11 protein-coding genes and 1 pseudogene are annotated in these 12,004 nt (G+C 60.6%); 11 read left to right on the plus strand and 1 reads right to left on the minus strand.

Features of this window, described 5'->3' with window-relative positions; translation table 11 throughout:
* The 7 genes from CLV70_RS38135 to CLV70_RS38165 all read left to right on the plus strand — a co-directional run.
* Positions 1-2,218, plus strand: a 2,218-nt coding sequence (locus CLV70_RS38135; protein ID WP_146164339.1) for an AMP-binding protein, incomplete at its 5' end; no start/stop codon positions are given.
* Positions 2,215-2,439 carry an MbtH family protein gene (locus tag CLV70_RS38140; RefSeq protein ID WP_106131489.1) on the plus strand — a complete coding sequence of 75 codons (225 nt, stop codon included), beginning with the start codon at positions 2,215-2,217 and terminating at the stop codon, positions 2,437-2,439. The genes CLV70_RS38135 and CLV70_RS38140, both read left to right, overlap by 4 nt.
* A 15-nt stretch (positions 2,440-2,454) precedes the next feature.
* Positions 2,455-3,660 (plus strand): cytochrome P450, encoded by a 1,206-nt coding sequence (locus CLV70_RS38145; protein ID WP_146164341.1) that lies wholly within the window; start codon positions 2,455-2,457, stop codon positions 3,658-3,660.
* A gap of 55 nt (positions 3,661-3,715) precedes the next feature.
* Positions 3,716-4,786 carry an ornithine cyclodeaminase family protein gene (locus tag CLV70_RS38150; protein ID WP_106131491.1) on the plus strand — a complete coding sequence of 357 codons (1,071 nt, stop codon included), beginning with the start codon at positions 3,716-3,718 and terminating at the stop codon, positions 4,784-4,786.
* 29 nt (positions 4,787-4,815) lie between these two features.
* The gene (locus CLV70_RS38155; protein ID WP_106131492.1) at positions 4,816-6,072 is read left to right on the plus strand and encodes a cytochrome P450; all 1,257 of its coding nucleotides are present in this window, start codon (positions 4,816-4,818) and stop codon (positions 6,070-6,072) included.
* A 45-nt stretch (positions 6,073-6,117) separates the two neighbouring features.
* The gene (locus tag CLV70_RS38160; protein ID WP_106131493.1) at positions 6,118-7,299 is read left to right on the plus strand and encodes an acyltransferase family protein; all 1,182 of its coding nucleotides are present in this window, start codon (positions 6,118-6,120) and stop codon (positions 7,297-7,299) included.
* The gene (locus CLV70_RS38165; protein WP_106131494.1) at positions 7,296-8,528 is read left to right on the plus strand and encodes a cytochrome P450; all 1,233 of its coding nucleotides are present in this window, start codon (positions 7,296-7,298) and stop codon (positions 8,526-8,528) included. The genes CLV70_RS38160 and CLV70_RS38165 overlap by 4 nt, the downstream gene beginning before the upstream one ends.
* 183 nt (positions 8,529-8,711) lie before the next feature.
* On the opposite strand, the gene CLV70_RS38170 is transcribed toward CLV70_RS38165, so the two are convergent.
* Positions 8,712-9,272 carry an ATP:cob(I)alamin adenosyltransferase gene (locus CLV70_RS38170; RefSeq protein WP_146164342.1) on the minus strand — a complete coding sequence of 187 codons (561 nt, stop codon included), beginning with the start codon at positions 9,270-9,272 and terminating at the stop codon, positions 8,712-8,714.
* A gap of 86 nt (positions 9,273-9,358) precedes the next feature.
* Between CLV70_RS38170 and CLV70_RS38175 the strand changes: the two genes are divergently transcribed.
* The 4 genes and pseudogenes from CLV70_RS38175 (at position 9,359) to CLV70_RS38190 (ending at position 11,951) form a co-directional block, all read left to right on the plus strand.
* A complete protein-coding gene (locus CLV70_RS38175) occupies positions 9,359-9,553 on the plus strand; it encodes a ferredoxin (protein ID WP_106131497.1) in 195 nt (64 codons plus the stop codon).
* Between the two features lie 672 nt (positions 9,554-10,225).
* A pseudogene (locus CLV70_RS42195) lies at positions 10,226-10,441 on the plus strand (transposase); the annotation flags it as partial.
* Positions 10,442-10,620: 179 nt separating this feature from the next.
* Complete coding sequence (locus tag CLV70_RS38185) at positions 10,621-11,484, plus strand: transposase (RefSeq protein WP_211304054.1); 864 nt, start codon at positions 10,621-10,623, stop codon at positions 11,482-11,484.
* A 53-nt stretch (positions 11,485-11,537) separates the two neighbouring features.
* Entirely contained in the window at positions 11,538-11,951 is a 414-nt protein-coding gene (locus CLV70_RS38190; protein ID WP_106131495.1) for a hypothetical protein, read from the plus strand.
* Positions 11,952-12,004: the final 53 nt, after the last annotated feature.

Consider the following 12,004-nt stretch of genomic DNA (forward strand, 5'->3'; position numbering starts at 1 on the left):
CCACAACCCGACCGACCACGACCGCAGCACCCCCCTGCACACACAACACCCCGCCTACGTCATCTACACCTCCGGATCCACCGGCACACCCAAAGGGATCGCGATGGGCCACGAAGCGACCCGAAACATGCTGATTTGGCATCTGAACGAATGGCCGGCCGACGAACAGAAAAAGACCGCTCAGTTCCTGTCGGTCAGCTTCGACTTCGCGGTTCAAGAAATCATGTCCGCGCTGATCTCGGGCCGAGAACTCACCATCGTGCCCGGAACCGTGCGTTCCGACCCCGCGGCGCTCCTGAGATGGCTCGGTCACAACGCTGTGGACGAGCTCTTCGCAACAACCACAGTCATTCAGTCAATGGCAGATGCGGCGCAAGAAGACAACGATGACAAGAGCATCCGGTGGCGACCCTCAGACATCTTTCAGGGCGGAGAACAGCTAGTCATCACCGATGCCGTCCGCGCCTTCGATCAAGACGGCCGGGGAATCGGAATGAACAACATCTATGGCCCGGCAGAAACCCATGTCGCCACGAGCCATAGCATTCGCGGATCAGCCACCTTGTGGCCCGACGTGTTCGCTATCGGCAAACCGATAGCGAACACGAAGGTCTACGTTCTCGACGATCACTTGAATCTCGTCGCGCCCGGAATCGAAGGTGAAATCTACATAGCCGGAGCCGGGCTTGCCCGCGGCTACATTGGATCTAGCGGCAAAACCGCCGAACGCTTCGTTGCCAACCCGTACGACCAAAGCGGCGGCCGGATGTATCGAACCGGCGATCTGGCCTCGTGGACCGATGATGGCTCCATTCAATTCAACGGGCGCCGAGACGGACAGATGAAAATAAATGGGATCCGGGTGGAAGCCGGCGAAGTGGAGGCAGTACTCTCCCGCCATCCAGGAGTCGTCGGTGCGGCGGCAGTTCTCAGCCGCGGCGACCACGGCCGCGAGCGGCTTGTTGCTTACGTGCAAATACGAGAAGACCGCGCGTCCACCATCGCCGAGCTGCGATCATGGGCGGAAGCGAAATTGCCGCAGTACTCCGTACCAAACCAGTTCATGATCGTGGATCAGATCCCATTGAGCCCCAACGGAAAGATCGACAGGGGCGGCCTATTGATGAGCAATCCGCCACGTCGGCTTCAGGGCCGGACACCCGCCACGAAAAGTGAACGGATCGTCGCCGACGCTTTTGAAGCAACGCTAAGAGTCGATCAGATCTACGTCGAGGACAACTTCTTCGAGCTCGGCGGCCATTCTCTGCTGGTACCGAAGCTTGTCAAATTGATCGAGCGCGGTACCGGCCGTTCGTTCGGAATGCGAACAATCTTTGAAGCGCCTACGGTTGCGGCACTCGCCGAGAGGATCATGCTGCCACAGACTCCGGTGGCCTGGGAGCCCGTCATTCCTATTCGACAGGGCGGACCGAAGGAGCCGATATTCTTCATTCATCCGGGTATCGGGCTTGGATGGTGCTACTCGCGGTTCATACAGACACTCGATAAAGAGCGGCCAATCTACGCTCTGCAGGCAGACGTGGCAAACTACGCAGCCACGGCACCGCCGAGCATCGAAGAAATGGCGCGGCTCTACGCAAAGCGCTTGCGAAGAATTCAACCCCGGGGAAGATACTACCTCTGCGGTTGGTCCTTCGGAGGTCTAGTTGCTCACGAGATGGCGCGCCAACTGCAATATGAAGGGTCCACCATAGGGTTGGTCGCAGTTATCGACGGCTATCCGACGAGTGCGTACACGGGGTCGCCGATCAGGCCAGAGGATCTGCCGGAACCTAATGCTCAGCACGTACTTCTGGCAATCGCGGAGCTGCTCGGAATACCGAGGCAGAACGAGGCGCTGGTAACGGTGGAGGAACTGCAGTCAGGAATCTTCAGCCGTATGCCTCCCGCCGACGCCAAAATGCTGGACATCGACGGCCTGGCGAAGGCCCTTAGGCACCACATGGCTATTTCGATAACGCACGAGCCGCAGCTGTACCGAGGGGATGTGCTGCTCCTCTCTTCGACGCTCCACCGGAAAGAATGGTTGGATCCGGTGCCGTCCTGGGCGCCGTTCGCTGAAAATGTCATCAACGTCCCGGTCGACGCCACTCACACGCGAATGCTGGAAGGTAAAGCCCTGCAGACGATAAGTGACACCCTGAACGACCATCTTAGAGGCGGAAACGTGCATCGATCCACGGAAGGAACATCATGACCAACCCGTTTGACGACCCCGAGGGCACTTTTCTCGTCCTCCGCAACGGCGAGAACCAGCACTCACTCTGGCCGACGTTCGTCGACGTTCCGTCCGGCTGGGAGATTGTGCTCGGAGAAAGCTCTCGCGCTGAGGCGCTGAAGTACATCGACGAGAATTGGGCTGATCTACGCCCGCGCAGCCTCGTCGAGAGCATGAAGAGCGAATCCAGGGACCACTGAAACCGGGAGTTGGACGTGACGAAAGAAAACGCGACGACTTGGGCGCCGCCGCCCGAGGAGACTGGGGAACTGTTTTCGTGGTTTCGCCAGATGCGAGAAGCCGGCCCGGTGCTGCAGGAGGACCCGACCGGCATCTGGCACATATTTGGATACCCTGAGGTAGCCGCAGTCCTCAGTGATCACCAACACTTTTCGAACGACTTCAGCGGCCTTGCTCCGGCGCCTGAGGAACTGGCCTTCTTCGTGCAGGGCAACTTCGCCGCCATGGACCCTCCGCAACACCGCAAGATTCGTGGACTTGTCACCCAGGTTTTCACACCGAAGTTCAGCGCGAAGATGGAGGCGCGTATCCGGACGATAACGCGCGAATTGATGGATGGCATGAAGGCGTCCTCGAGCGTCGATGTTCACAACCAGCTGTCGTTCCCCATGCCCGTGATGACAATTGCCGAAGTGATCGGCGTTCCGGGCACCGACGTGCCATTGTTCAAACAGTGGACCGACGTGCTGCTCTCCATCGGAGGAGAAGGCGACATAGGTCAGCCCAGCGACGAGGCCGTGCAGGCCATCACGCCGACGATGCGGGAGCTCAACGAATATCTGAGGGCGCATGTGCGCAGGAAGCGCGATGTCGCGTCGGACGACCTCATCTCTTTGCTGACCAATGTCGAGGTTGACGGCAGCCGGCTTTCAGACGAGGAAATCGTCGGGTTCGTAGCTTTGCTGCTGATCACCGGCCAAGGAACTACGCTCACCATCGGAAATGCCCTCCTTTGTCTGGACCAAGATCCCCAGGCGAAAGCTGCCCTGCGAGCTGACTATTCGAGCATTCCTGGTGCCGTCGAGGAGGTAATTCGATACCGCAGCCAGGCTGCTCGGACCGGTCGGCTTTGTGTCGAGGACGCGACAATCGGCGGCGCCACCATCCCGAGAAACGGAATTGTGACAGTCTGGCTGGCTGCGGCCAACCGGGATCCTCGGCAGTTCGCGGACCCCGACACCTTCGACTTCCGTCGAAGCCCAAACCAGCACCTGGCTCTGGGACACGGTATTCACTTCTGTTTGGGCGCGTCCTTGGCCCGGACGCAGGCAAGGGTCGTGCTCGAGGAGCTCTTCGAAAGAACCACGTCCTTTCAAATTGACAAGGAGCGAACGTCCTGGCTGGATCCTCGATCGGTCATCGGTCCCAAAGAGATGAGCCTGTTCGTCGAATGGCGATAGCCCGTGGCGCCGCAAGCGGGTCCGGAACCGCAATCTCACATTAAGGAATTCTGCCGTGGAGACACTTGTAATCGGCGCGTATGACGTGCTGGCTATTCTCGACAAGGTAGGCAGAAGCGAGTTCATGGATGCGCTCATATTGCGTTTGCAGGACGCGTTCCGGAAAGGCGCCGACGACTCCAGCCTGCGATCGCCAGCTAGATCGGGATTCGCTCGTGCCAGCCACAGTGATGCACTGCTCGAATGGATGCCTCATCAGCATGGCGCCGATGGCTTGACCCTCAAGACGGTTTCCTACAGTCCGCACAACGTCTCCGAAAACGACCTGCCGACAGTTCTCGGAACGATCGTGCGGTACAACGACTCTGCCGGAAGACTCGAAGCGATCGCGGATGCAGTGATACTCACCGCGATGCGGACAGGCGCCGCCTCTGCATTGGCCAGCACCCTGCTGGCTGACCCTGGCAGCAGAGTACTGGGAATCGTCGGTGCCGGGGCGCAGGCAGTTACCCAGGTTCACGCTCTGTCCCGCAGGTTCGCGTTCGACTCCGTCCTCGTCTTCGACAAGGTTACCGAGCGTGCGATGTCACTGGAGCGGCGGGCCGGATTCACCGGTCTGCGATTCGAAGTAGCACCGGTGGAAGAAATTGTGAAGTCTGCTGACGTAATTTGTACTGCTACGTCGGTCGCGCCGGGCTCTGGGCCGGTTTTGCCGGGGTCTGAGTTCTTGCCGCACCTGCACATCAATGCCGTGGGTTCGGACGTACGCGGGAAACGGGAACTTCCGGACGGATTGCTCGAACGCGCTCTGATATTCCCCGATCACTTCGAACAGGCGATGGCCGAGGGTGAGTGTCAGTACGCACCGAAGTCGAACATCCGTCTTGACTTGACTCAGCTCTGCGCGGCACCAGCCGAAGCGGTTGCTTTCAGACCTTCGACAACTGTATTCGATTCGACGGGCCATGCGCTCGAGGACTATGTCGCGCTCGACGTCCTTATTGACTATGCCCGAGAGCTGAAAATTGGGGAGACCGCGGACCTTCAGCATTGCTCGGCAGATCCTCTCGATCCATATTGTCGCGTCTCCAAGCTCGCCGCTCAACGGCAGAGTACCGCCGTGTGAGTCTTTACGGATAAATTTTGTAATGCCGAGTGAGTCGGCTGCTCCACCTTGAAGGGATACTGATGGGCACACAGCCGGAAAAGACTGATTCCAACGACGCGACCGAGGTACCCCCGCCAATAGAGGCTCTTGGGTTCGACCGCGACTGTCCTGTAGGAGAGCCGGCGGAGGTGGAGCTCATGCCTGGGATCAAGGTCTGGCTCGTTACCCGCTACTCCGACGTGACCCATGCTCTCACCAGTCCATACGTGGCAGTCAGGGTGCCCGAGGCGGTGGCGGACCTGATCGACGCCGGCCGACTTCCCGCGGCCTACAGAGAGGCATTCACGGAGGATAGAAAGAATCTTCTCAACACTGATCCGCCGGAACATACGGCTCTTCGTTCTGAGATCACGAAACAACTCACGGCTCAGCGTATGACGGCACTTCATGAGCGGATCGTGTCCGGTGCGCTCCGCCTGGTGCGGGGCGTGAGTGATTCACCAGGACCGAGCGTCGATATCATGCAAGAGCTTGCATATCCGTTGTCGATCATGGCAATCTGTGACTTGCTTGGGGTTCCGGAAGCCGACCGCGGCACGTTCCTGGGTTGGGCACACGCCATTTCGGTCGGGGGCGGTGGGCCGGAGGGATACCAAGCGGTTTTCGCTGCAATGGCGGAGATGGACACGTATTTCGGGCGGCTGTTGGAGGACAAGAAGTTTACCGATGGTGACACGCTGGCGGCTGGCATCATCCGATCCAATGCTGAAAGCAGCAGCATGACAGTGCCTCAACTGAAGACAATGCTGGCGATGCTTGTGATGTCCGGCCTGGAAACAGCCGCGAGTCTGACCGGTACCGCTGTCGCCGTCATCTTGCGTGACCCACGCCTGCGCGATCTCCTTCTGTCGGACCTGTCTTTGGCCGACGCTTTCATTGAGGAGACGATCAGATTCGCCGGTCCGGTCACATTTACGCCGCCGAGGTTCACGCGAAGCGACATCGAACTCGGCAGTGTGGTGATCCCGGCCGGCGAACCCGTGTCCATGAGCTTGTGGTCAGCGAACCGTGATCCCAGCCAATTCCATGAATCAGCGTCCTTCAACCCCATGCGAAGCGAGCGATCGCAGCTCGGCTTCGGGAGGGGTGCGCACTACTGCCTGGGAGCGGCCATAGCTCGGAGCGAGGCCAAGGCAGCATTGACCCACCTCTTTGGACTGCATCCGGCTATGGAGCTTGAGCAGGTGGTATGGCGTGACAGCAATCTCCGAGGTCCAGTGTCGCTCTCGGTAGCCGTTCGGTAGCGCCCCTTTGTTCACCTGCTGGGCATTATTCTCGAGAGGGGAACTATGGTAGTGGTTGGCAGTCACAGCAAGAAAGAGCTGCCGTCATTAACGGGCCTCAGGTTCGCCGCTGCCCTAATCGTCTTCCTAATTCACGCGCAGATTCTGCAGTATGTTCCCGACGGATCGCCGAGAATAGTCTATGCTTTTGCCGTCGGGTTAGGTAGTCCCGGCGTCACCTCAGGGTATGCGGCGGTCTCCTTCTTCTTCATGCTCAGCGGCTTCGTGCTAACTTGGTCGGCTCGGCCCTCCACGCGACTTTCCTCGTTCTGGCGCCGACGATACCTCCGAGCATATCCAAGCCATCTCGTTGTGCTAGCGTTTGCCATTCTGCTCGCGTTTCTGGCTGGGCGTACCGTCGGATGGTGGAGTATTGCGGATGCCGCACTGCTGCAGAGCTGGATCCCTGATCCAGCAGTGTTCTATGGAGTGAACCCGGTTACTTGGACATTGTCCTGCGAGGTTTTCTTCTATCTGATCTTCCCTGTGGCGCACCGGCTGCTGGCGAGGTTTAACGCTCGGTCGCTGTGGCCGGCCTTGTTAGCGCTGTGGAGCATGATGCTCTTGATGCCGGTCATCGCTCAGTTGCTGCCGGGCCAGACCTTCGGCGATTTCAAGGTCCTGTCCGCGACGCAGTTCTGGTTCGTAGCGGTTCTCCCTATTTCGGCGTCATTGCAGTTTTTGGCAGGAATTTTGGTCGCGCGCATCGTCGCCGAAGGAAGATGGCCTCGATTTCCTCGCGTTGTCGTCTTCACCTCTTTTGTTCTGTGCTGTGCTGCGAGTACCTTTATTCCATTTCTTTTCTCCATCTATGCAATTACGTTCGTCCCGCTGGTTCTCATTCTTGGTTCGTTCGCGGTCGCCGACGTTCGCGGTGAGCGGACGCTCTTCGGCCGCCCGGCCTTGGTGTGGCTGGGCAATCTGACGTTCGCGTTCTACTTGGTGCACGAATTGGTGCTGGATTACGGACGGAAGCTCGCGCCATTCGATTTCCCTCCACATGCTGCAGGTTCTTTGATGTGGATTTTCGCGGCCTTTGCGCTTTCGCTGGCGCTGGCTTACCTTCTCCACCACGGCGTGGAACTTCCGGCAATGCGGCGTTGGGGCGGTAGGCGTCCCAACGCCGCTAGTCAACAAAGTGCCGGCTCCGATGCCCGCCCCGATTTCAGCGTAAGGAAGCCCGAATGAACGCGGAAAATGTTCCTGTAACACTTCCCATGTTTGATCGCGAATTCAATTCGGCACCAGGTGTGTGGTACCGTCGTCTGCGCCAGACAGGAGCGATTTGTCCGATCGTCTTGCCTACAGGTACGCCGGCGTTTCTCGTCACCCGGTACGATGTGGCCCGCGAGGTGCTTCGGCATCCGGCTCTGACGCACGACCTCGAGTTTGCGGACTTCAGTTCCATCCCCGGTTTTACGGAGGATCAAGCAGCCGCTCTCAAGAGCCAGCCGTCGACCGTGGCAAACACTGACGGTGACGAACATCATCGACTTCGAGCTGCCATCTCGGGCCAGTTCAGTCCTCGCCGGATCGAGAGGCTGAGGCCGCTGATTCTGGATGAGTGCCGGCGGGCTATATCCAGCTTCTCGGAATCGGTTGAGGTCGATCTGGTACGGGAGTATGCTTCTCCGCTGACGATGTACGTTATCTGCGAGATCATCGGTATTCCCGACGCGGACCGTAGCCAATTCGCCGAGTGGACCAGGTCGATGCTTTCGCCCAGGCAGAGCGATCTGGCCAATATGCCGGTTGCCATTGGGAACCTTCAAAGCTATCTCAACCGTATTGTGCGAGAGCTGCCGCAGGATCTTCCCGAAGGCTTGATCAGGGATTTGACTGAAGCGCCTGAGGACGTGCGGCTGAGCGACGACGAAATAGCTGCGGCTGCATTCTTGCTTCTCACCGGGGGTCATGAAACCACGTACGGCCTTATCAGTACTATCCTGTTTCAGCTGGTCGCTGATGCGCGGCTCCGCGAAGCGACGTACAAGAGTGCCGGGTCGGTCGGTGCTCACCTCGAAGAGTTTCTTAGGCTGAACAGTCCTCTTCAGATTGCTCTTCCACGCTATACCAAGGAGGAGGTTGAGATCGCGGGCGTTCGGATTCCCGCAGGTGCGACGGTAGTCGTGGGGATCATGTCGGCGGATCACGATGAGGCGGTCTTCGGTGACGACGCGGCCGAGAGAATCGTGGAGAGCGGTTTGCGGAGACAGCCGAGCCTAGCCTTCGGGCTTGGTTCACATTATTGTATCGGCGCGGCGCTCGCCCGGCTGGAGGCGGTTCTTGCCGTGGACACACTGCTGGAGTCGTTCTCTAGTATAGAGCTGGCGAGGCCTAGCCACGCGATGGCTTGGCGACCGGGTCTGGTGTTCGGTCTCGAGGAACTGCCGGTTCGCTTGCAGCGTGCTACTTAGTCGTTGCTTGTACAACCGGAGCGATTGGCAACCAGATCGCGGGGCGTGTGCCACTGTGCCGCAGGGAGGACGTCAGGGGGTTGAATACAAGGGTGTGAGCGAGGAAGCGGGGATCACTCCATTCCTGTTCACGTCTCCAGCCGGCTCGCCTCCACTACCCGTCCCGCACTGGATCGCTGCTGTTCAAGCCGGCGGACAGTCAATTACCGCGATATTCCGGAGGGCAATGGACAGCTGATCCAAGTAACCTGTAATCAGTGGGTTCACGTCTACCTCAGCCTCAGCCGCCGCAGAGACTGAGGTACTGGCCCTGCGGATAGCGGCGGCGGCGACTTCAAGCATTGCCCTGGACGGGGTAACTGAGTCACATCTAGTCCACCCTGTTGCGGTCATTTTGTCGAGTAGTTGATGGCTTCCGAGCTCGAGCCGGTCGATGTATGATTGGTCGATTCGAAGCCGGCGGGTGCCAACTGTCGAGTCGAATGGCACAGATAAATCAGCGCCGACGTCGAAGAGATCGTTTTGTATCTTTCGCAGGATGTCGGCGACGCCGTCGGGTACCCGGCCGATGGCGATTGCTGCACCGATAGCGCTGTTTGCTTCGTCGACGTCGGCGTACGCGACTATTTGGAGGTGGTTCTTGGGGACACGCGTCAAGTCGCCTAGGGTTGTTGTGCCGTCATCTCCCGCTTTGGTGTAAACCTTGGATATGACGATGCGCTTCGGTCGCTGGTTCCTGGGCACGTGAGTATGTTACCAGGCTTCGAACCGCGTAAATCGCCGTTGCCGTTGGGTTTGATGGATCGGCCCGGCTTCGAATGGAGGATAAGGTGAGGATCGTTGTCGACGAGGAACGATGCACCGCGTCCGGTCAGTGCGTCGTCGTGGCTCCTGACGTGTTCGATCAGCGAGAGTCTGACGGAATCGTCGTGTTGCTGGCCGTGAGCCCTTCGCCTCAGCAAGAGAATGGTGTTCTCCGCGCTGCGGAAGTTTGCCCCACGGTTGCGATCACCGTGCTCGAATGAGCTTTCCAAGCCGATATTGCAAGCTCAGGGCGGGTACGGCATGCGTTCCGCCCGGCAGCCGAGGCCGCAGAGATCAGCGGTCTGGTCGTCCGAATCACCGATCCGGAGGTTCTGGCCGGCCAGAAGACAGCACGAACCGTCGCCGGAGTGGATCTGGCGTCCGATCCGCTCGCGTGGCTGACGGGCCCACTCGAGCACTGGCGCATTGCTCTCGACGCCGGACCGCCTGCAACGCGCCGTCGGCATACCTCGGACTGCTCGATCAGGCCGCTCGCAACGACCTGCTGGCCGACGCGATCCAGGTGCTCGCCTCGGACGGCCCATGATGTGGTCGCCGATGTGAATGCCCACGGGTGGCCGTAGCCGGTGAACTGAACGGAGCGGGTTCCGACAGGTGCGGGCTCGCGGGTTGTCTTCGAACCGCCGGATCGAGATGCCGACCGGCCGATGCCCCCAGGGGCGGCCGAGTCCTGGGCTTCGCCCTGACCCTTGACATGGGGATCGGTGGTCGAGGTGGGGGCTCTGGTTCGGCGAAGGTGCTGAAGGGTCCGGCAGACCGCCCCGGTTCACCCCGGTGCAAATCGCGCAGGTCAAAGCACTGGCCGCCTGAGCCACCCCCGCTTTCATGGAGCTTCGTGATCATGGTCTGATGGCCATGGGGAGGAAGTATCCGTGGCAGCACCGAAGAAGTACCCCGATGAGCTGCGGCGACGTGCCGTGCGACTGTATCGGGAGTCGGATCCGAAGCCGGTGATCAAGCGGCTGGCGGAGCAGTTGAACGTGCATCCGGAGGCGTTGCGCAACTGGATCCGGCAGGCCGAGGCGGATGCCGGCGAGCGCGCTGATCGGCCGACCACGGACATGCTCGAGGAGAACCGGCGGCTGGCGAAGGAGAACGCGGAGCTACCTCAGCCCGGACGAGTACGAGACCGCCTGGCATCGGCAGCAGGCAAGCCAGACGGAGGCTGCGATCGCCGCCCCTGCCACCACCCGGTAGCAGGCAAAACCGCTCCATCAAAGCGGGGGAAACTCAGGCCTGCCAACTACCGGCCGAGACCGGGACACCGTTGTCACGCTGGTGCTGCCCGGACCTGGCCACCGAACTCGTCGAGCGGGGCACCGTCCCGGCGATCTCGGCATCCACCGTGCGCCGGATCCTCGCCGCCGACACGATCAAACCCTGGCAGTACCAGTCCTGGATCTTCATCCGAGACCCCGACTTCGCCGTCAAGGCCACCCCCGTGCTCGACCTCTACGCCCGCACCTGGCAGGGCATTGCGCTCGGCGACGACGAGTACGTCATCTCCAGCGACGAGAAGACCAGCAGCCAGGCCCGCTGCCGCTGCCACCCCACCCTGGCACCGGGTGCCGCCCGCAGGATGCGGGTCAACCACGAATACGACCGTGGTGGCGCCCTGGCCTATCTGGCCGCCTACGACGTGCACCGCGCCCGGGTGTTCTCCCACTGCGCGGCCAAAACCGGGATCGTGCCGTTCATGACCCTGGCCGAACAGGTCATGGCCCAAGAGCCCTACGCGTCGGCGAAACGGGTGTTCTGGATCGTCGACAACGGCTCCTCGCACCGCGGCCAGGCCTCGATCGACCGCCTCGCGAAACGGTTCCCGAACGCCGTCATGGTCCACACCCCGATCCACGCCTCCTGGCTGAACCAGGTGGAGATCTACTTCTCCATCGTCCAGCGCAAGGTCGTCACACCCAACGACTTCACCAGCCTTGACCAAATCGAAGACCGGCTCGCCGCCTTCGAGCAGCGCTACAACGCGACCGCCCAGCCCTTCAGATGGAAGTTCACCCCGGCCGACCTCGAGGACCTCATGGCCCGGATCGAGCGACACGAACAGAAAGAGCAGAACCCCCAACAACCTCCCGGCTGCGACCACCAGCCTGCCGCACACGCCCTCGCCGCATAACCCCCGAAGGACTTACGGCGCGGACCACTAAGCGGACGCTTGACCTCGCCGGCATGAGTGCCGCGGCCGTCGCGGACGGACAGGAACTGTGGGCCGCATGGCAGGAGTCGGTGCGCCGTCATCCCGCCGCTCGGCCGCTCGACGAGCTGCGGTCGCAGTATCCCGACGCGCAGCAGGCGCGAGCCGCCTACGACGCGCAACCCCTGATCCGGGAGGTTCAAGGGCGGCGTCGGAACGAGCACGACGTGCTCAGCCGGGCTTGGATAAGCGGGGTGGACGAAGTCGGCTATTTCGGCTACGACCAGCAGCGATTCCTCGACGGCCGGGCCCAGATGGCAGTGACCACGTACGCGCTGCTCACCATGGACGGTCGTTGGCTCGACATGGACCAAACGCCGAACTACAGGTCTCTCGCGCAGCGATACCTAGTGTGCTGCGCCGGAAATTCGCCTGTTAAGTCGGTGTAGGGTGGGTTGATGGCACGAACCGGGCGCCCGACTGCACCGCTGGTGTTGACCGA

This window comes from Pseudosporangium ferrugineum, from assembly GCF_003002065.1.
Taxonomy (GTDB): Bacteria; Actinomycetota; Actinomycetes; order Mycobacteriales; family Micromonosporaceae; genus Actinoplanes; species Actinoplanes ferrugineus_A.

Bases quoted from the DNA above. Each gene is read 5' to 3' on its own strand.
- CLV70_RS38140 (WP_106131489.1), top strand. From the start codon at position 2,215: ATGACCAACCCGTTTGACGACCCCGAGGGCACTTTTCTCGTCCTCCGC.
- CLV70_RS38160 (WP_106131493.1), top strand. From the start codon at position 6,118: ATGGTAGTGGTTGGCAGTCACAGCAAGAAAGAGCTGCCGTCATTAACG.
- CLV70_RS38190 (WP_106131495.1), top strand. From the start codon at position 11,538: ATGAGTGCCGCGGCCGTCGCGGACGGACAGGAACTGTGGGCCGCATGG.
- CLV70_RS38165 (WP_106131494.1), top strand. From the start codon at position 7,296: ATGAACGCGGAAAATGTTCCTGTAACACTTCCCATGTTTGATCGCGAA.